Genomic DNA, 20,754 nt, shown 5'->3' with positions numbered 1-20,754 from the left:
TCATGAGTGAAAGCGCGGTAAAGTGGCCGTCCGGACGCGGACGCTTCGTCACCTTTGAAGGCGGCGAGGGGACGGGCAAGTCGACCCAGATCAAGAAGCTCGCCGATCGTCTCAAGGCGGCAAGGATGCGCATCCTCGTCACGCGCGAGCCGGGCGGCTCGCCGGGCGCCGAGATCATGCGCCATCTGGTGCTGTCCGGCATGGGCAAGCTGCTGGGACCCGAGGCCGAGACGCTGCTGTTCGCGGCCGCCCGCGACGACCATGTCCGCACCGTGATCCAGCCCGCGCTCAACCAGGGCACCTGGGTGCTGTGCGACCGCTTCGCCGACTCGACGCGGGCCTATCAAGGCAGCCTCGGCCGCGTGCCGACGGCGCTGATCAACGCGATGCAGCGGGTCACGATCGGCGACCTCAAGCCGGACCTCACCATCATCCTCGACCTGCCGGTCGAGATCGGCTTGCAGCGCGCGGCCGCACGCCGCGGCAGCGGCACGCCCGACAGGTTCGAGGCCGAGAAACTCGGTTTCCATCAAGGGCTGCGCGAGGCCTATCGCAAGATCGCGGCGGACGATCCCGCGCGCTGCGTGCTGATCGACGCCAATTCCGATCCCGATACGGTTGCCGGACGCGTCTGGACCGCGCTGCGGGATCGTCTGCTTCCGACGCCGGCATCAGTGGTGTCCCTATGAGCCCGCGTCAGACCGAGCGCGAATCCGCCATTCCTCATCCGCGCGAGACGAGTCTTCTGTTCGGCCATCGCGAGGCTGAGACCGCGCTGCTTGCCGCCTATCGCAGCGGGCGCATCCCGCATGCCTGGCTGATCGGCGGGCCACAAGGCATCGGCAAGGCGACGCTGGCGTATCGGATGGCGCGCTTCGTGCTCGCTCACGGCCAGCCGTTGGCGCCTTCCGTGCAACGCGCCGAAGATCTCGCCATCAATCCTGATAACGCCGTGGCGCGGCAGGTTGCGGCGAGCTCGCATGGTGGCTTGCTGACATTGGAGCGCACCGCCAACGACCGCGGCGTGATGCGCACCGTGATCACCGTGGACGAGACTCGCGAGACGATCGGCTTCTTCGGCTCGACCGCGGCGGCCGAAGGCTGGCGCGTCTGCATCGTCGACACCGTCGACGAGCTCAATCCGAATGCCGCCAACGCGCTGCTGAAAATTCTCGAGGAACCGCCGCAGCAATCGCTGTTCCTCCTGGTGAGCCACGCGCCGGCCCGCGTCCTCGCAACGATCCAGTCGCGCTGCCGCAAGCTGCGCCTGCGCCCGCTCGCAACGGACGATGTGATCGGTGCAGCCGCCGCCACCGCCGATCTCGACCCGAACGATCCGGCGTTGCGCGAGGCGGCGGAGGCCTCCGAGGGCAGCGTCGCGCGGGCGCTGACGCTGCTCGGCGGTGATGCCCTGAAGCTCCAGCAACGAACGGCCGCGCTGCTTGCACGACTGCCGCAGGTCGATCCGCGCGAATTGCACACGCTCGGCGATTCGCTTGGCACCAGCGACCGGGTTGCGCTTGCCGCCTTCATCGACGGCATCGATCGCTGGATCGCGGAACGCCTGCACGCCGACGAAGCCAAGGCCAACCAGAACCTGCCGCGCCTTGCGCGCCTAGCTGAGGTATGGGAAAAGATCGTCCGCGCCGCGCGTGACACCGAAACCTACAATCTGGAGCGAAAGCCCTTGGTTTTCTCGGTGTTCGGCTGGCTGGCGGACGCAACGCGCTAGGCGCAGGTTCGTTTCCAAATTTCGAGAAGCCGGTAAAGGAATTCGTCGTGGCAGCGCGAGCTAAGAAAACCGCTAAAGGCAAGAGCAGTAAGAAGAAAGCCGCGAAGAAGGTTGTAAAGGCGCTCGCGCGCAAAGCTGCCAAGAAGGTCAAGAAAGCCGCTAAGACCAAAAAGACGGTCGCCAAGAAGGGCATGAAGAAGAGCGCTGCGAAGACGGCAAAGAAAGCCGGCAAGAGGGTTGCGAAGAAGCAGGCCGTTGCCAAGAAGGCGGTGAAGAAAGCAGCCCAAAAGCCAGCCAAGACTCCTTCAAGAACCAAGGCTAGTTCGAAAAACAAGATTCCTTCAAAAAACAAGGCTCCTTCGAAAAACAAGGCTTCAGCGAAGCAGGTGATGAAGAGCGCGAGGGTGACTGCTTCTCCCGCGATCGCAGCACTGGCTCCCATCGCCACGCCGCCGAAAGTTGCCAAACCCAAGGCGGCGCGCGCACCGAAGCCCATCGCAGCGCCGCAGGCCACCACGCCCGTGGCCGCCCCCGCGCGCGACAACGTCTTCTACATCACGACCGCGATCGCCTATCCCAACGGCCATCCGCATATCGGGCACGCCTATGAGGCGATCGCCACCGACACGCTGGCGCGCTTCGCCCGGCTCGACGGCAAGGATGTGTTTTTCCTGACCGGCACCGACGAGCACGGCCAGAAGATGGTTCAGACAGCGGCCAGTGAAAAAATGTCCGCCTCGGAGCTCGCCACCCGCAATGCCGCCCGTTTCAAGGAGATGGACGAACGCCTGAACGTGTCGTTCGACCGCTTCATCCGCACCACCGAGGCGCAGCATCATCGCTCCAGCCAGGAGATCTGGCGGCGCATGGAAGCGAACGGCGACATCTATGCCGACACCTATGCCGGCTGGTACTCCGTGCGCGACGAAGCCTATTTACGCCGAGGACGAGACGCGCCTGAACGATGACGGCGTGCGGCTCGGACCGCAGGGCACGCCGGTCGAATGGGTCGAGGAGAAGAGCTACTTCTTCCGCCTGTCGTCCTATCAGGACAAGCTGCTCAAACTCTACGCGGATCGTCCCGATTTCATCGGGCCTGACTCCCGCAAGAACGAGGTGGTGAGCTTCGTCAAAGGCGGCCTGCGCGATCTCTCGATCTCGCGCACCACGTTCGACTGGGGCGTCAAGGTGCCCGGTGATGAAGAGCACGTGATGTATGTCTGGGTCGACGCGCTCACCAACTACATCACCGGTGTCGGTTTCCCCGACGAAAGCGACAAGAACTGGCGCTACTGGCCGGCCGACGTGCACATCATCGGCAAGGACATCATCCGCTTCCACGCGGTGTACTGGCCCGCGTTCCTGATGTCGGCCGGCATTCCCGTGCAGAAGCGGATCTATGCGCATGGCTTCCTGTTCAACAGGGGTGAGAAGATGTCGAAGTCGATCGGCAACGTGGTCGACCCCTTCAACCTCGCCGACCAGTACGGCGTCGACCAGATGCGCTATTTCTTCCTGCGCGAGGTGCCGTTCGGACAGGACGGCAATTACAATCACGAGGCCATCGTCGCGCGCATCAATGCCGATCTCGCCAACGATCTCGGCAACCTCGCGCAGCGCTCGCTGTCGATGATTGCCAAGCAACTCGGCGGGGTGCTGCCGGAACCCGGCGAGTTCAGCGACAACGACAAGGCGATTCTGTCACAAGCCGACGGCATGCTCGCTGCGTCGCGCGAAGCGATGGCGGGTCAGCAGATCCATCACTGGCTCAACACCGTGTGGGCCGTGGTGGCGGAAGCCAACCGCTATTTCGCGGGCGAAGCGCCGTGGGCGCTGGCCAAGACCGATCCCGTCAGGCAAAGGACGGTACTCTACGTCACCGCCGAAGTCGTGCGCCAGATCGCGATCCTGGCCCAGCCGGTGATGCCGACTGCCTCGGGATTGCTGCTCGACAGCCTCGGTATTCCCGAAGGAGAGCGCAGCTTTGCCGCGCTCGGCGGCGCCAGCCGCATCGCGCCAGGCTCGACGCTGCCCGCGCCGACGCCTGCCTTCCCACGCTACATCGAGCCGGCAGCCTGAAGGCGTTCGCACCATGCTGGTCGACAGTCACTGCCATCTGGATTTTCCGGACTTTGCCGAAGATCTCGACGGGATCGTGTCGCGCGCGCGAGCGGCCGGCATCGGCCGCATGGTCACGATCTCGACGCGGGTGCGAAAGCTGAACCAGCTTCTCGCCATCGCCGAGCGCTATGACGACGTCTATTGCTCGGTCGGCACCCATCCGCACAACACGGATGAGGAAGACGGCATCGCGCCGGACGAGCTCATCGCACTGACGCAGCATCCGAAGGTCGTTGCACTCGGCGAAGCCGGGCTCGACTATTTCTACGACGACGGTTCGCCGGAGGCGCAGGCGAGGGGATTTCGTGCCCACATCGCCGCCGCCCGCGCCACCGGCTTGCCGCTGGTGATCCACACCCGCGAGGCGGACGAGGATTGCGGCCGCATCCTGGAAGAGGAAGCCGCCAAGGGATCGTTTCGCGCCGTGTTGCATTGTTACACTGGCGGGCGCGAGCTGGCATTGAAGGCGGTGTCGCTCGGGTTCTATGTCGGTTTCACGGGCATCCTGACCTTCAAGAAGTCGGAGGCGTTGCGCGCGCTCGCAGCCGAACTGCCGTCCGACCGGATTCTGGTTGAAACAGACTCGCCCTACCTTGCGCCCGGCAAGTTCCGGGGCAAGCGCAACGAACCGGCCTATGTGGTCGAGGTCGCAAAAGTGCTCGCCGAAACCCGCGGCGTGTCGTTTGACGAGATCTCGCGCCAGACAAGCGAAAACTTCTTTCGCCTGTTTTCAAAGGTGAAAGCTTAGGACTGGGAGTCGCATGACGCTGACGCTGACGATTCTGGGCTGCGGCTCCTCCGCCGGCGTGCCGCGCCCGGCGCTCGGCTGGGGCGCCTGCGATCCCAACAATCCCAAGAATCGCCGTCGCCGCTGCTCGCTGCTGGTCGAGCAGACATCGGGCGACGGCACGACGCGCATCGTGATCGACACCTCGCCGGACCTGCGCGAGCAATTACTCTCGACCGATGTCGACCACATCGACGCGGTGTTCCTGACTCACGAGCACGCCGACCAGACCCACGGCATGGACGATCTGCGTTCGGTCGTGATGCATATGCGCCGGCGGATTCCGACCTATCTCAATCAGACGACTGCGAACGACATCATGTCGCGGTTCTCCTATTGCTTCGTCTCGCCGGCGGGCAGCGACTATCCGCCGATCCTGACGGCGCATTCGATCGAGGCCGGTGAAAGCCAGATCATCCTTGGGAAGGGCGGCGCGGTGACGATGACCGCCTTCCTGGTGCAGCACGGCCACATTCCCGCGCTCGGCTACCGCATCGGCGATGCCGCCTACACGCCGGACCTCAACGACATCCCGCCCGAGAGCTGGGGCGCACTGGAAAATCTGGACCTCTGGATCGTCGATGGCCTGCGCTACACCAGCCATGTCAGCCATTTCAGCATCAACGACGCGTTGTCCTGGATCGACCGCTTCAAGCCGAAGCGCGCCGTCATTACCAACATGACCGCCGACGTCGACTACGAAGTGATCCGGCAGTCGCTGCCCGCGGGTGTGGTGCCGGCCTATGACGGGCTGCGGCTGGAGACTCTCTGAACCTGCGGTGGAAATTCGGGCACAGGCCGGCATACTCCTTGCTTACGTGGACGCCATCATGTTGATCTAACGTCTGAAAGACAGGCGCTGGGCAGGGGCGATATTCATGCAGGACCGGCACAGGACGTGCGATCGCCGGGACCGTTTGAATCGCCTCGTGTGAGGATGAGGATCGCGTTGGCAGGCAACGATGTAACGAGCCGGGGACCGGTGCGACGCGCGCTGGATCTCCTTTATCTCGGTGCGGGCTACGCCGCCGGCACCTTCATGGTTGCGATCTTTGCAATCATGATGATCATGTCGGTCGGGCGCCAGTTTGCGGTCAACATTCCCGCCGGCGATGATTTCGCCTCCTGGTGCATGGCCGCGATGGCATTCCTCGGCCTCGCACACACCTTCAAGCGCGGAGAGATGATCCGCGTCGGCCTGCTGCTCGAGCGTCTGCACGGGCGCACCAAGCAGGTTGCGGAGGTGGTGGCGCTCGGCATTGCCACCGCCTTCGTTCTCTATTTCACCTGGCATGCCGTGCAGATGACCTACGATTCCTGGCGCTTCAACGACGTGGCGCAGGGCGTCGTCGCGCTTCCGCTCTGGATTCCGCAGCTCGGATTTGCCGGCGGTCTTGTGATCCTGTCGATCGCGCTCATTGATGAAATGGTCGGTGTCGCCGGCGGCAACCGGCCGAGCTACGAGAAGGGCTCGCCGGACGAGACCCCGGACGAATTCATCGAGCGCATCTCGCAGGGCGGCGGAGGTTGACGATGGCCAATCTCGGCATGATCGAGCTGTCGTTCGTCCTGCTCGGCGTCATGATCCTGCTGCTGGGAAGCGGCGTCTGGATCGCGGTCTCGCTCGGCCTCGTCGGCTTCGTGGCGATGGCGCTGACGACGAGTTTGCCGCTCGGCGCGGTGCTCGCCACCACGACCTGGAGCGCCAGCTCGTCGTGGACACTGGCCGCGCTGCCGCTGTTCATCTGGATGGGCGAGATCCTCTTCCGCACCAAATTGTCGGAAGAAATGTTCCGGGGCCTGTCGCCCTGGGTTCAGTGGCTGCCCGGGCGCCTGACTCATGTCAACGTGATCGGCTGCGGCATCTTCGCGGCGGTGTCGGGCTCGTCGGCGGCGACCTGTGCGACCATCGGCAAGATCGCGCTGCCCGAGCTCGACAAGCGTGGCTACGACAAGGGCCTCAGTCTCGGCTCGCTGGCGGGCTCCGGCACGCTGGGCCTGCTGATCCCGCCGTCGATCCCGATGGTGGTCTATGCGGTCACGGCGAATGTCTCCGTGCTTCAGGTCTTCCTGGGCGGTTTTCTGCCGGGGGTGCTCGTGATGGTGCTCTATTCCGGCTACATCATCATCTGGTCGCTGCTCAATCCGAAGAAGATTCCGCCGCGCGACCCGCCGATGTCGTTTCGCCAGAAGCTGCGCGAGTCGGCCAGGCTTGCACCCTGCCTATTGCTGATCCTGGCGGTCTTTCTCTCGCTCGTACTCGGCTTTGCGACCGCAACCGAATGTGCCGCCTGGGGCGTTTCCGGCGCGCTGCTGTTGGCTTGGTGGAGCCGCACGCTCACACGCAAGAACTTCCTCGAGAGCATCATGAGCGCGACGCGCCTGACCTGCATGATCATGCTGATCCTGGCAGGCGCTGCCTACACGACCGCAGCGATGGCCTATACGGGCATTCCGGCGGCACTCGCCACCTGGGTCCAGGGCCAACAGCTCACGCCGGGCATGCTCGCGCTGTATCTGAGCATCATGTACATCATCCTGGGATGCCTGATCGATGGCATCTCGATGATCGTTCTGACCGCCGTGATCGTGCTGCCGATGGTCAAGCAGGCCGGCCTCGACCTGGTCTGGTTCGGCGTTTACCTCATCATTCACGTCGAGATGGCTCAGATCACGCCGCCGGTCGGTTTTAACTTGTTCGTGCTCCAGAACATGAGCGGGCGCGATACCTTGACCGTCGCCCGGGCGGCATTCCCTTTCTTTGTCCTGCTGCTCGCCGCCGTGTTCATCATCACGGAATATCCGCAGATCGTGATGTTTTTGCCCAAGCTCGCCTTCCCAGACTGAGCGTACCGCTTTCAAATTGACTGTGAGGAGAAGCCCGATGATCTCTCGTTTATTCCGCGCGTCCCTGATCGCCGGCGCCGTGCTGGCTGCGACACCCGCTTTGGCTCAGACCAAATGGAATCTGCCGGCAGCGTATCCCGCCGACAATCCACACTCGGAGAATCTGGTCGCGTTCGCCAAGGACGTCGATGCCGCGACATCCGGCAAGCTCCAGATCACGGTTCATCCCGGCGCCTCGCTGTTCAAGGCACCCGATATCAAGCGCGCGGTGATGACCGGGCAGGCGCAGATGGGTGAAGTATTGCTGTCGATCCACGAGAACGAGGATCCGGTATTCGGGATCGACGTGGTGCCGTTTCTGGCGACCAGCTTCCCGGCTGCGATGAAACTGTATCAAGCGTCGAAGCCGCTGATTGCGAAGAAGCTCGATGCGCAGGGTCTCAAGCTGCTGTTCGTCGTGCCGTGGGCGCCGCAGGGCGTCTATGTCAGCAAGCCGCTTGCGACGATCGAAGACATGAAGGGCCTGAAATGGCGGGCCTATAACGTTGGAACCGCGCGCATTGGCGAGCTGGTCGGCGCGCAGTCCGTCACCATCCAGGCCGCCGAGCTGCCGCAGGCACTTGCGACCGGCGTCGTGAACTCCTTCATGTCGTCCGGCGGCACGGGCTACGATGCGAAGGCATGGGAGTCGCTGAAGTACTTCTATGACGTGCAGGCCTGGATCCCGAAGGACTACACCTTCGTCAACAAGGCTGCGTTCGAGGCGCTCGACAAGCCGACCCAGGAGGCCATTCTCAAGGCCGCCGCGACCGCGGAAACGCGCGGCTGGAAGGCCTGGGAGGACAAGAGCACCTGGTACATCGACCAGCTCAAGGCGAAGGGCATGACGGTCGAGCCGCCGAGCCCGGCCCTCAAGGCCGGCTTCCAGAAGATCGGCGAGCAGCTCACCGCCGACTGGCTCAAGAAAGCAGGGCCCGACGGCCAGGCGCTGATTGACGCCTACAAGAAGATGTAGCGACGGAGAGGCCTTTCGCCCGTCGCCATCCGGCGGCGGGCGTCTGAGCCCGAACAGACTCAGGTCGAGATCGCCTTCGCCGATCCGGCTTCGTTGCGCAGCAGGAATTTCTGGATCTTTCCCGTCGACGTTTTCGGGATCGGCCCGAACATCACGGCCTTCGGTGTCTTGAAGCCGCTCATATGCGAGCGGCAGAAGGCGATGATATCGGCTTCGCTTGCGCTCGCGCCGTCCTTCAGTTCGACGAAGGCGCAGGGCACTTCGCCCCATTTCGGATCGGGCTTTGCGACCACGGCGGCGAACAGCACGGCGGGGTGCTTGTAGAGGATGTCCTCGACCTCGACGGAGGAAATGTTCTCGCCGCCGGAAATGATGATGTCCTTCGAGCGATCCTTGATGATGACATACCCATGCGCGTCGAGCACGCCGAGGTCGCCGGTGTGAAACCAGCCGCCTTCGAAGGCGTCCTTGGTCGCCTTCTCGTTCTTGAGGTAGCCCTTCATCACGATGTTGCCGCGGAACATGACCTCGCCGATGGTCTCGCCATCGCGCGGCACTTGCCTCATGGTCTGCGGGTCGATGACGGTGACGGCTTCCTCGAGCGGGTAGGGCACGCCCTGCCGCCGTTTCAGGCTGGCGCGCTCGGAGGCGGGGAGTTCGTCCCAGCCGGGCTGCTCGGCGCAGACGGAGGCGGGGCCGTAGACCTCTGTCAGGCCGTAGACATGCGTCAGCTTGATGCCGATGTTTTCCGCGCCTTCGAGTACCGCGACGGGCGGCGCGGCGCCGGCGATCAGACCGACGACATGGCGCGCGGCAATTCCCTTCGGTGCATCCGGCGCGTTGATCAGCGTGTTATAGACGATCGGCGCGCCGCACATGTGGGTGACGCCGTGCTGCTTGATCAGCTCGAAGATTTTGGTCGGCTCGACCTTGCGCAAGCAGACATTGACGCCGGCGGCGGCAGCAATAGTCCAGGGGAAACACCACCCGTTGCAGTGGAACATCGGCAGCGTCCAGAGATAGACCGGATGCTGGCCGAGATTGCCCGCGAGGATATTGCTGACGGCATTCAGATATGCGCCGCGATGATGGGTCACGACGCCCTTGGGATTGCCCGTGGTGCCCGACGTGTAGCTTAGCGCGATGGCGTCCCATTCGTCGCCCGGCGGGATCGCCGCGAAGTCAGGATCGCCTTGCGCGACGGCGGACTCATACTCGATCTCGCCGATGCGCCTGCTGCCCGTGAGCGCAGCGTCGTCGACGTCGATCACGAACGGCTTCGGTCCGGTCATTTGCGCGAGCGCATCGGTGATCACGCCCGAAAACTCCGGATCGACCAGGATGATCCTGGCGCCGCCATGGTCGAGCTGAAACGCGATCGAGGGCGCATCGAGGCGGATGTTCAGCGCGTTGAGCACGGCACCCGTCATGGGCACCGCGAAATGCGCCTCATTCATCGCCGGAATGTTCGGCAGCATTGCCGCCACGGTGTCGCCGGCGCCGATGCCCTTGTTCGCGAGCCAGGACGCAAAACGCTTGCAGCGCTCATGCGTCTCGCGCCAGGTGAAGCTGCGCCCCTCGTAGACCGTGCTGACGTGATCGGGATAGACCGCGGCGCTGCGTGCGAGGAAGCTCAACGGGCTCAGCGGCACGTAGTTGGCGGGCGTCTTGTCGAGGCCGATATTGTACTGGTTCTGCCGCTCGCTCATCGACACCTCCCTCACGCGCCGGCTTACAGAAATCCGATCGAGATCCACGGAAAGACAGCGACGACGATCAATCCCACCAGCAGCGCCAGCAGATAGCCCCAGATCGGCCGGATGCCTTCGGCCGGATCAACGCGTCCGATAGCGCAGGCGGCATAATAGCCGACGCCGAAGGGCGGGGCGAATAGCCCGATACCCATGGCGAGAATGATCACCATCGCATAGTGCACCTCGTGCACGCCGACGGCGCGCGCGATCGGAAACAACAGCGGCCCGAACAGCACGATCGCCGGGATGCCCTCCAGCACGCTGCCGAGGATGGTGAAGGCCAGGATCGAGACGGCGATGAAGGTGCCGGCGCCGCCGGGCAATCCGGTCATGGCCGACGCCAGCGAGCGCGAGAAACCGGACTGGGTCAGGCCCCAGGCCATGCCGGTCGCAGTGCCGATGATCAGCAGGATCGCGCCCGACAGCGCCGCGGTTTCGACCAGCATCGGAAACAGCCGCCGCCAGTCGAAGCGGCGGTAGACGAGCAGGCCGACCAGGGCGCCATAGACGATGCCGATGGTGGAGACTTCGGTGGCGGTGGCGATGCCCTCGACCACGGCGTAGCGGATCACGAAGGGCAGCGCGAGCGCGGGCAGGGCGATGATGAAGGTCTTGCCGATCTCGCCACCCGTGGCGCGGCGGACATGGCTCATGTCCTCGTGGCGGTAGCGCCACCACACCAGCATGCACAGCGTAATCGCGAGCACCACGCCGGGCAAGAGGCCGCCGGTGAACAGCGCGGCGATCGAGACGCCCGTGACCGAGCCGATCGTGATCAGCACGAGGCTAGGCGGAATGGTCTCGGTCTGCGCGCCGGTGGCCGCGAGCAGCGCAACGAGATCGCCCGGCTTGGCGCCGCGCTGCTTCATCTCCGGGAACAGCACGGGCGCGACCGCCGCCATGTCGGCGGCCTTGGCGCCGGAGATGCCGGAGACCAGGTACATGGCGCCGACAAGGACGTAATGCAGTCCGCCGCGGACATGCCCGAGCAGGCTCGCCAGGAACGCCACCATGGCCCGTGCCATGCCTGTCATTTCGATCAGGAGCCCCAAAAATACGAACAGCGGCACCGAGAGCAGGATGAGGTGGCTCATGCCCTCGTCCATCCGCCCGACCAGCACCATGACCGGCGTGCGCGTGGTCAGCGCCAGATAGCCGAAGATCGCGAGGCCGAAGCCGAACGCGATCGGAACGCCGGCAAAGACGCAGAAGCCGGCGACGCCGACGAAGAAGATGACGAGGTTGAGATTGCCGAGCGGCCGTAGATAAGGCTGCGCCAGCCAGAACAGGCCGACAACGACAGCAACGGAGATCGCGGCCGTCAGCACCATGCGGTAATCGGCTGCGCGCAGCAGCCGCAACAGCGCGAACACCGTCATCAGGCAGATGCCGGCCGGCAGCGCCGCGGCGCGCCACATATTGGAGATCTGCAGCGCCGGCGTGGTGATGAAGCTTTCCTCGTAGGCGTAGTCCCAGGACGGCCAGACGATCAGCGCCAGGAAGGCCAGCGCCGCGCAGGTCGCCACCAGATCGAGCCAGGCCCGCATCGCAGGCTTGGCGCTGGCGACGATCGCCGTCATGCGCATGTGCTCGGAGCGGCGGAACGCAACGGCCGCGCCCAGCATCGCGAGCCACAGGAACAGGATCGAGGCGAGCTCGTCGGACCAGATCAGCGGCCGGTGCAGGCCGTAGCGCGCAACCACGCCGGCAAACAGGATCGCGATCTCGGCGACGACCAGGATCGCCGCCGGGATTTCGACGAGGAGGCCGAGTGCGCGCTCCGTCGAGGCCAGCAGCGAAGGTCGGCGAGGGGACTGAACAGTCGCCTCGCCCGCCACGCCGCTCACCCCGACCTCGATATGAGCCATGACGGCCCCAACGCGTTACGACAGCTTGCCGACGGCCTTTTCCAGCAGGTCCCAGGCCTGGTCGCCATATTTGCCCTTCCACTCGGCATAGAAGCCGGCGGACCGCAGCTTGTCGCGGAACGGCGCGACCGCGGGCTGGTTGAAGGTCAGGCCCTTGGCCGCGAGCTCCTGCTGGAGATTGGCATTGAGCTTGGCGGTGTCCTCGCGTTCCTTGACCGCTGCGGCATTGATGTTCTTGGCGACGACGGTGCGCACATCCTCGGGCAAGCTGCTCCAGGCTTTGCGGTTGGCCAGGAACCAGAAGCCGTCCCACATGTGGTTGGTCAGCGAGCAGTATTTCTGCACCTCGTAGAGCTTGGCCGTCGAGATGATCGCCAGCGGGTTCTCCTGGCCCTCGACGATCCTGGTCTGGAGCGCGGAATAGACCTCGGCGAAATTGATCGAGGCGGGCGCCGCATCGAACGCCTTGAACATCGAGGTCCACAGCGGCGATACCGGCACGCGGATCTTGAAGCCCTTGAGGTCGTCAGGACCGGTGATCGGCTTGCTTGACGACGTGGTCTGGCGGAAGCCGTTGTCCCAGATCTTGTCCATGACCTCGAGGCCGGACTTCTTGATTTCGCCGCGGACGAAGGCGCCGAGATCGCCGTCCATGGCCTTCCAGACCGTATCGTAGTCCGGGAACGCAAAGCCGATGCCGTTGATGGACGCCGCAGGCACCAGGGTCGACAGGATCAGACCCGACAGCGTGAAGAACTCGACGCCGCCGGAGCGGATCTGGCTCAGCATGTCGGTGTCGGACCCGAGCTGGTTGTTCGGGAAGATTTGCAGGTCGAACTTGCCCTTGGTCTCGGCCTTGATCGCCGCCGCCATCTCCTTGGCGCGCACGTTCATCGGATGGGTGTCCGGCAGGTTGTTGGCGTATTTGAAGGTGAACTCGGCGCTCTGGGCGCGGGCCACATGGGGCGCACCGATGCCGCCCAGGACCGCGGTCGCGGCGGAGGCCTTGAGAAGCGTGCGTCGGGAAAAGCTCATGGGTCTGCTTCCTCGGAAGGTTTGTTGTTGTTCTGAGATGCAAACCATACGGACGTCGGGTCAGAAGGTCATCTGCGATCTCGCGAAGACTCGCTTATTGCAGCCGGACATCGTCACGGCAATATCGGCTTTCGGATGCATAGACCGGAATCTAAACTGCGAAAACAACCCCATGCACAGTAGCTGTCGAGAGCTGGGACGATATGCGACCGCCGGGCCGGAAAAGACGAGGAGCGAAGGTGTAGTGGCAGGAATTGCGCCTAAGCGTTTGATCTAATTGTATATAAAGATATTCCATAATATACCTTATGCGAATTACGGATATGGGTGTGCAGATCAGCCCGGCCTAATCGACGGCTACCGAGAACCCTGCTCCCGGCTCAGACTTGTACGCTAGGCAGGCAAGTCACCGGACGCAGCCAGACAAGCCGCGCCAGACATTGGGAGGTTCGTCATGCAGGAGAACGTCGCCCGCGCAGACCGCTCGCGCGCCATTCCATTCGATGCCGCCAAGCTCGACCGTCTGATGGAGGGCGCCGGCCTCGACGTGCTGGTCGCGACCTCCAAGCACAATGTGCAGTACCTGCTGGGTGCCGAGCGCGCGATCTTCTTCGACTACATGGATGCGCTGGGCGTCAGCCGTTATCTGCCGGTCCTGGTCTATCCCAAGGGCGCGCCGGAGCACGCCGTCTATGTCGGGCACAGGCTGGAGACCCATCAGCGCGCCGTTGCGCCGCCATGGGTAGCACAGGTCCGGACCGAGTCCAACGGCTCGATCGATGCGATCACGCGGGCCGCAAGCCTGATCCGCGACGCCGGCGTGCCCTTGAAGCGGGTCGGAGTCGAGATGGCGTTTTTGCCGATGGATGCGGGCCGGGCGCTTGTGGACGCCCTGCCCGGCGCCGAGCTCAAGGACGCGCTGCTGGTGCTGGAGCGGCTGCGCTCGGTCAAGTCTGCTGAGGAACTCGCAAAGCTCAAGACCGCGTCCGAGCTCGTCATCGCGTCGATGCTGGAGGTGATCGCCGGGCACGGCTCGGGCACGACCAAGCAGCAATTGTCGGATGCATTGCGCATCGCCGAGGCCAATCGCGGGCTGACCTTCGAATACTGCCTGCTCGCCTGCGGCAACAGCCACAACCGGGCGCCGTCAGCGCAGCGTTGGGAGCAAGGCGAGGTGCTGTCGCTCGATTCCGGCGGCAATTATCACGGCTATATCGGCGATCTCGCGCGCATGGCCGTGCTCGGTGATCCCGATGCCGAGTTGAAGGACTGTCTGGCCGAGATCGAAGCGGTCCAGCGCGCCGCCTTCGCCGCGGTCCAGCCCGGTGCCATGGGCGGCGACATCTACGTCGCGGCCGAGCGGCAGCTTGCCCAGATCAGCCAGCGCGACTGCACGGAGTTTTTGGCCCACGGCATGGGCCTCGTCAGCCACGAGGCCCCTCGCCTGACCGCCAAGGGCCCGATCCCCTACGACGACCCCGACGCCCGCCTGCCGCTCGAAACAGGCATGGTGGTGTCGATCGAGACCACGATGAAACATCCTAAGTGCGGGTTTATCAAGCTTGAGGATACGGTTGCAGTCACGGCGACGGGCTACGAGATTTTTGGAGAAGGCGGCCGCGGCTGGAATCTCGGCGGCAGCAAGAGCTAGCCGCCGACCGAGTCATATCCACACTCCATTCACACCTAAAACGGGTAACGCGCTGTCGGCACAACGATGCAGCTGACCGGATGTTATAAGGTCGGCTGATTCGATGGACTGATGAGGTGCGTTCATGTCGGCTTTCCGTTTCGTGCATGCAGCCGATATCCACTTGGACTCGCCGCTGCGTTCTCTCGCTTTGCGAAATCCGGGTCTCGCCGAGCTCATCGGCAACGCTAGCCGTCAGGTCTTCGTCCGGATCGTCGACCTCTGTCTCGATGAACGCGTGGATGCGCTCCTACTCGCCGGCGACCTCTACGACGGCGATCAGACCTCGATGAAGACGGCGCGGTTCCTGATCGAGCAGCTGCGCCGCTTGCATGCCGCCGGCGTCCGGGTCTTCATCATCCGTGGAAATCACGATGCCTTGTCGAAGATCACCAAGGAACTCGTGCTTCCGGACAGCGTGACCGTCTTTGGCGGACGGGCCGACACCGTCGAGATGTTGCGGGATCGTGGCGAGCGGCCGATCCTGGTGCATGGGCTCAGCTTCGCGAAACCACAGGCCCCGGAAAGCCTGCTTGGCAAATACAAGCCGCCTGTTGAGGGTGCGATCAACATCGGGCTCATGCACACCAGCCTGGACGGTGCGCCGGGGCACGACGTATACGCGCCGTGCAGCACGGCCCATCTCGCCGCTTCCGGCTTCCAGTACTGGGCACTCGGACATATCCATAAGCGGTCCACGACCGAGGGAGCCTGCGCTATTGTGATGCCAGGCATACCACAAGGCCGTGATGTCGGGGAAAGTGGATCAAAGTCGGTCACGCTGGTAAGCGTCCTGGACGACGGGTCGTTGTCGCTCGCCGAACGCGTCGTCAGCATGGCCCAATTCGAACGGGTGGCCGTCCACGCATCCGGGCTCGTGGATTGGCGCGAGCTCGTCACCCGCATCGAGAGCGCACTCGGCGAAGCCTCCGATCGCTCGGAATCCGATCATCTCGTCGCACGCGTGTTCGTCTCCGGCGCGACGCCGCTGGCCTGGACCATCCGACGCGACGCCGATGTTCTCCACGCCGAAGTCGAGAGCCGCGCGGAAGCCATCGGCAATGTCTGGATCGAGAAACTCGAAAGCGATTGTCGAAAACCAGCCATCGTCGATCCCGCCGACAGCGCCGATCCCGCCGACAGCGCCGATCCCGTCGAGGTGCTTCGCCGGACCATGACCAACGAGATTGTCGCGTCCGAGGCGTTCCGCGCGGAAGCGCAAATCATTGTCGACAATCTGCTTGATCAGCTACCTCCGGAATGCCGGCGCGTCCTTGCTCCGGATGAGACCGGTCTCGCGTTGCTCATCGGGCAATTGTCTAAGGAGGGCTCGGAAGAGGTCCTCGCGCGCCTGACGGCGGGCGGTCCGGACAGAGCACGCTAATGCGCATCCGAAAGCTCGGCCTGAGGCGTTACGGCAAATTCACGGATACGGTGCTTGACTTCGGCGCTCGCCTCGCAGTTGGCCCGGACATGCACATCGTGTACGGGCCCAATGAGGCCGGCAAATCGACGGTAATGTCGGCCGTCATGGACCTCCTTTACGGCATCCACACGCAGAGCAAGCTCAACTTTCTGCACCCATACCCGACCATGCGGATCGAGGCCGAGATCGAGCATTCCACTGGGATGCGCAACGTCTCGCGGATCAAGAAGCCTCAAAACAGCCTGCTCGACGAGGCGGACCGGCCCATACCCGAAGCTGTGCTGCTCGGCGAGCTGGGAGGACTCGACCGGAACGCTTATCAGACCATGTTCTGCCTCGACGATGAAACGCTAGAGACCGGCGGCGAGAACATCCTCGCCAGCAAGGGCGATCTCGGCACCCTCCTCTTCTCCGCGACCGCGGGCCTCTCGGATCTGAGCGCCCGGCTCTCGTCCGTACGAGAGGAAGCGGACGGCTTCTTTCGGGCCGGCAAGCGCACGGGCGTGCTGTCCGACTTCAAGAAGGAGCTTGCCATCCTAAAGGACGAGCGCGACAAAATCGACACGCTCGCCTCGGAGTTCTCCCGGCTCGTCACCGACCGGGACGAGGCGGCCGCGGCCTACGACGAAGCAGTCCGCCAGCGCGGACACACGCAGTCCCGGATTGACCAGATCGGGCGGCTCCTGCACGCCCTGCCCCGGCTCCAAGCGGTTCGCAGGCTCCGCGCGGAGCTTGAGCCCCTTGCGGCTCTGCCGGACGCGCCATCGGTGTGGGCGACCGACCTTCCCGACCTGATGACCCGGCAGACGAAGTTGCAGACGCAGGCGCAGGCGAGCGACGACGAGATTGCGCGACTGGAGCGTACGATCGTGGAATCGATCGTCAACGAGGCAGCTTGTAGCCTTCAAGGCCGCATCCAGGGTCTCATGGACGAGCGCGCGCGCTTCGTCACGGCGGAAAAAGACCTGCCTGAACGCAAGCTGGCCTTGGGCCTCGCCGAGCAGACTGTGTCGCGAATCCTGGCCCGCATCAACAGGGACTCGGACCCGGCGCCAAAGCGCTTGATTCTGTCGACCGAAACGACTGGCCCGCTCCACGATCTGATGGAGACGCGATCCGGTATCGAAGCTGCGATCATCGGGGCTGAGACGGAGCTTGCAAAGGCGCGTGACGGGCTGTCCGTCGCCGAGGCCAGGCTCGGGGACGACCGCCGCGCGCTTGATGAATCGGCGGTGCACGCCCTGAGCCTTGCCGTCGGCACGGCTCGCCAGAGCGACGACGTCCCGCGCCTGCGGGCAGCGGATCGAACCTGCCAGGAGCGATCCGAGGAATTTGACGACGCGCTCGCCGGATTGCATCCTTGGACAGGCGGCAGAGACGCGCTTCTCACAGTCCAGGTCGCCCGCCCGGACCAACTGGAGGCGTGGACGTCGACCGACGCGAAGCTCTCCCAGAAAATCGCTCTCCAGCAGAAGGACGTCGATCGCCTCGACGCGGAGGCGCTACAACTCCAGCGCAGGAGCGAGGCGCTCGCCTCCATCGCGGGCGCCATCAGCGACCTGGAGGTCGGTGAAATCAGGTCGGCACGCGAAGCTGCCTGGGCCACCCATAAGGACAGGCTGGATGCGACGACGGCCACGGCCTTCGAAACCGAGATGCGGAAGCTCGATCTCATCTCGGAGCAGCGCCTGAGCCACGTCGGCAGCGTGGCGGAGCTCAATCAGGCGCTGCTGGATTGTGCCAACGTCCGGAGCCAGCGCGAACATGCGGGACGGTTGCTTCAGGCGAGTTCACAGCAGCGGGAAGCGCTCGCCGCGGGCATCGCCGCATCCGCTCGTGCGATCGGCGGGGGGCTCGATGAGACCATCGGTCTTGCAGGACTGAAGCTTTGGCTTCAGAAGCGCGAGCGGGCCATTGAGCTCCGCACGCGCTGGATGGGCGCGGAGCGTGAATCGCGGCAGGCGCGCACCGACGTCGAGACCGCGCGGGAACGGCTCGCGACAGCACTGCATAGAGCGAGCGTCGCCTTTTCGGACGACGCGGACATCCAGGCGTTGTTGGCTGCTGGCCAGGCCGCTCTCGACCGCGAAGCCGTCGCCAAGGCGCTGCGGGCGGCCCTCGATGAGCATCGACGCGACTTGACGTCACGCGAGACGAAACGCGGAGAGGTGCTGGCCGCTGAATCCGCATGGAGCTCCGCGTGGCGGCAGGCCTGCGCCGCATGCTGGTTGGGGGAGAACGAGAGCCGGCCGACCATCGCGACCGTGAGAGAGACGCTGGAAGCGCTGGCCGAGCTGGGGCCCAAGCTGGAGAAAATGGCCGGGCTGACCGATCGGATCGCGAAGATGGAGCGCGACCAGATCCACTTCCGGACGGAGGTCGAAACCCTCGCCGCGAAGATGGGGCTGACAGCAAAGTCGTCCGATGTTCTCGGGCTGTATCAGGCCGTGGTGAGCGGCGTCGCCGATGCGACGAAGACTCTGGAGCGCCGGCAAGATGCCGAGGCGGCTCTCTTGGCCGAACACGACGAAGCTCGCCAGCTTGCCGAGGAATTTGCGCAAGTTCAAGCGCAGGCGAAGCGGATGATGGATGTCTTCAAGGTCGGCTCATTGACGGAGGTCGACACGTGCCTGCGTCGCGTCGCACGCCGGTCCGAACTCATGGCGCACCTGACAGAAGCGCACGATGAGATGCTCAAAGCCATTGGGCTCGAGACTTTCGAGGAAGCCGAGGCCATCCTCGACACGCTGGACCGAACAGAGCTTGAAGCAGAATTGACCGAAAGGAGATCACGTTTCGGCAACGAAGACGAGCGAATCCGCGATCTGTTTGCCGCAAAGACAAAGGCCGACGACAGCATCTCCGCGGTCGGCGGCGACGCCGCCGTCGCGCTCATTGATGCGACACGGCGAACGGTGCTGTTGTCGATCGAGGACAAGGCGCGGACCTACCTCCGGCTCAAGTTCGGAATCGCCGCAGCCGACGGCGCATTGCAGGCTTATCGGGACCGGCATCGCAGTTCGATGATGGCCCGTGCGTCGGAGGCCTTCTCGCTCATCAGCCGCGGCCGGTATCCCGAGCTGGTAACCCAGCCATTGAACGGCAGCGAGCTTCTGATTGCGAAGGGCGTGGACGGAAGCTCGAAGATTGCTTCCGATCTCTCCAAAGGAACTCGGTTTCAGCTCTATCTGGCGCTGCGCGTCGCGGGCTATTACGAGTTCACCCGGGCGCATGCACCGGCCCCCTTCCTCGCGGATGACATCATGGAGACGTTCGACGATTTCCGCGCCGAAGAAGCCTTCCGGCTGCTGGCCGAAATGGCTGCGCAAGGTCAGGTCGTGTACTTTACCCATCATCGCCATCTCTGTGAGATCGCCAAGACGGTCGCGCCGGCCGCGGTCGTTCACGATCTCCGATCGGAGATGCGCATCGCTTCTTAGAGCCTCAACCGCTCTCACGGCGTCATCGTTGCTACCGTCTTCAAAGGAACAGATCAGGCTATTGGAAATGCGGGCAATTCGACGATCCAAGCCGTCACGCCGCGCGCTCCTTCATTCCGGGGATACGTCCCTTGGCGCGAGCCCGGAAGCCATCGGGCGGATGAACCAGCGGAGCAACGGTACAGTAGTTATCGCAGCGGCAGCAGATCCAACTGGCTCTGCGCTTTCTTGACGGCCGCCGCGAACCAGCTCTGGCTTGGCGCCGCTTTGGCGAAGCACATCGTGTACGCGGTCATCGCATTGTCTTCGCGGGTGATGTCGCCGCGCGGATCCTTCTTGTCGATGAGCCTGGCCATCATCTGCTTCCAGACTTTCTCGCAGGCCGGGATCTCAGCCGTCTTCACCGCATCGCTTGCAGCGATGAAGAAGACCTTCTCGCCCTGAATCGCGACCACGTCGATTTCATGCGGCGGTCCCTTCAGGTCGCCATTGCCACGTACGCCCAGCACGGTGACCGCCGCGCTCACTCCCGCGGGCTTCGTGATCGGCAGCTCGGCATATACGGCCTGCATCCTGTCGCCTTCGGAGGCGAAGCCGAGCCCGTCGAGATGGCCGAAGCCGGTGTCGCCCTTGAAGAGCGTGTCCGCGTTCGTCTTGCCGTCGGCCGGCAGTCCCTTGATCGCGACGGGGCCCACCAGGCCGCGCAGCACAGTTGTCAGCTCCCTGAGCGCCGCATCGTGTTGCTTGCTGGTCTCGTCGTTTTCCGGAGCCTTCGAGAACTTAGCGATGTAGCGATCGCGCAGGTCGAGATAGTGCTGCTCGGGCGTCGCCGCATAAGCGGGCGTGGCCAAGGCGAGCAGGCAGAGCAAGGCGAGCGATCTCATTGCAAGTTCCGGCTGGGTGCGATCTCCAGTCTTTGTGCCGGTCCCGGCCGGGAAGGTTCATCCGCGAGGGGCTGTGCCCTACTCCGCCGGCGTGAGCTGCCGGTCGAGGCGCATCGCAGCCGTCTCGCGCACGCGGATACGGGCGCGGCGCTTGC

14 protein-coding genes and 1 pseudogene are annotated in these 20,754 nt (G+C 64.1%); 11 read left to right on the top strand and 4 right to left on the bottom strand.

Going from position 1 to position 20,754, the window contains the following annotated elements; all coding sequences use genetic code 11:
• Window positions 1-2 precede the first annotated feature (2 nt).
• The 8 genes and pseudogenes from tmk (at window position 3) to ACVWYI_RS20730 (ending at window position 8,502) form a co-directional block, all read left to right on the top strand.
• Complete coding sequence (gene tmk, locus ACVWYI_RS20765) at window positions 3-689, top strand: dTMP kinase (RefSeq protein WP_247445720.1); 687 nt, start codon at window positions 3-5, stop codon at window positions 687-689.
• Window positions 686-1,732, top strand: a complete 1,047-nt coding sequence (locus ACVWYI_RS20760; RefSeq protein WP_456663046.1) for a DNA polymerase III subunit delta' — start codon at window positions 686-688, stop codon at window positions 1,730-1,732. Before tmk ends, ACVWYI_RS20760 begins: the two co-directional genes overlap by 4 nt.
• Window positions 1,733-1,779: 47 nt before the next feature.
• Window positions 1,780-3,811 (top strand): annotated as a pseudogene (metG, locus tag ACVWYI_RS20755) (methionine--tRNA ligase).
• A gap of 13 nt (window positions 3,812-3,824) precedes the next feature.
• The gene (locus ACVWYI_RS20750) at window positions 3,825-4,601 is read left to right on the top strand and encodes a TatD family hydrolase (RefSeq protein ID WP_354106182.1); all 777 of its coding nucleotides are present in this window, start codon (window positions 3,825-3,827) and stop codon (window positions 4,599-4,601) included.
• 13 nt (window positions 4,602-4,614) lie between these two features.
• Complete coding sequence (locus ACVWYI_RS20745) at window positions 4,615-5,412, top strand: MBL fold metallo-hydrolase (RefSeq protein ID WP_456663045.1); 798 nt, start codon at window positions 4,615-4,617, stop codon at window positions 5,410-5,412.
• Between the two features lie 165 nt (window positions 5,413-5,577).
• The gene (locus ACVWYI_RS20740; RefSeq protein ID WP_247353350.1) at window positions 5,578-6,171 is read left to right on the top strand and encodes a TRAP transporter small permease; all 594 of its coding nucleotides are present in this window, start codon (window positions 5,578-5,580) and stop codon (window positions 6,169-6,171) included.
• Between the two features lie 2 nt (window positions 6,172-6,173).
• Window positions 6,174-7,487 carry a TRAP transporter large permease gene (locus ACVWYI_RS20735; protein WP_456650033.1) on the top strand — a complete coding sequence of 438 codons (1,314 nt, stop codon included), beginning with the start codon at window positions 6,174-6,176 and terminating at the stop codon, window positions 7,485-7,487.
• Window positions 7,488-7,524: 37 nt separating this feature from the next.
• Window positions 7,525-8,502, top strand: a complete 978-nt coding sequence (locus ACVWYI_RS20730) for a TRAP transporter substrate-binding protein (RefSeq protein ID WP_247353354.1) — start codon at window positions 7,525-7,527, stop codon at window positions 8,500-8,502.
• 59 nt (window positions 8,503-8,561) lie between these two features.
• Here the strand turns inward: ACVWYI_RS20730 and ACVWYI_RS20725 are convergent, their stop codons facing one another.
• From ACVWYI_RS20725 to ACVWYI_RS20715, 3 genes are read right to left on the bottom strand one after another with little or no spacing between them, the layout of a single operon-like run.
• A complete protein-coding gene (locus tag ACVWYI_RS20725; protein ID WP_456663044.1) occupies window positions 8,562-10,211 on the bottom strand; it encodes an acyl-CoA synthetase in 1,650 nt (549 codons plus the stop codon).
• Window positions 10,212-10,234: 23 nt separating this feature from the next.
• Window positions 10,235-12,124, bottom strand: coding sequence for a TRAP transporter large permease (locus tag ACVWYI_RS20720; protein ID WP_456663043.1), 1,890 nt, complete (start codon window positions 12,122-12,124; stop codon window positions 10,235-10,237).
• Between the two features lie 15 nt (window positions 12,125-12,139).
• Complete coding sequence (locus tag ACVWYI_RS20715; protein WP_354050506.1) at window positions 12,140-13,159, bottom strand: TRAP transporter substrate-binding protein; 1,020 nt, start codon at window positions 13,157-13,159, stop codon at window positions 12,140-12,142.
• Between the two features lie 454 nt (window positions 13,160-13,613).
• On the opposite strand from ACVWYI_RS20715, the gene ACVWYI_RS20710 reads away from it, so the two are divergent.
• The 3 genes from ACVWYI_RS20710 (at window position 13,614) to ACVWYI_RS20700 (ending at window position 19,715) form a co-directional block, all read left to right on the top strand.
• Window positions 13,614-14,810: a M24 family metallopeptidase gene (locus ACVWYI_RS20710; protein WP_456663042.1), complete on the top strand. Its 1,197-nt coding sequence runs from the start codon at window positions 13,614-13,616 to the stop codon at window positions 14,808-14,810.
• A 124-nt stretch (window positions 14,811-14,934) separates the two neighbouring features.
• Entirely contained in the window at window positions 14,935-16,233 is a 1,299-nt protein-coding gene (locus tag ACVWYI_RS20705; RefSeq protein ID WP_456663041.1) for a metallophosphoesterase family protein, read from the top strand.
• On the top strand, window positions 16,233-19,715 hold the full coding sequence (locus ACVWYI_RS20700) for an AAA family ATPase (RefSeq protein ID WP_247445705.1): 3,483 nt from the start codon (window positions 16,233-16,235) through the stop codon (window positions 19,713-19,715). The genes ACVWYI_RS20705 and ACVWYI_RS20700 overlap by 1 nt, the downstream gene beginning before the upstream one ends.
• Before the next feature lie 188 nt (window positions 19,716-19,903).
• Here ACVWYI_RS20700 and ACVWYI_RS20695 read toward each other — a convergent pair whose 3' ends face one another.
• Window positions 19,904-20,599, bottom strand: a complete 696-nt coding sequence (locus tag ACVWYI_RS20695) for a hypothetical protein (RefSeq protein WP_456663040.1) — start codon at window positions 20,597-20,599, stop codon at window positions 19,904-19,906.
• Window positions 20,600-20,754: the final 155 nt, after the last annotated feature.

This window comes from Bradyrhizobium sp. LB13.1 (assembly GCF_054056815.1).
The sequence above is the reverse complement of the archived record's forward strand: the minus strand, read 5'-3'. Positions and strand labels throughout refer to the sequence as shown.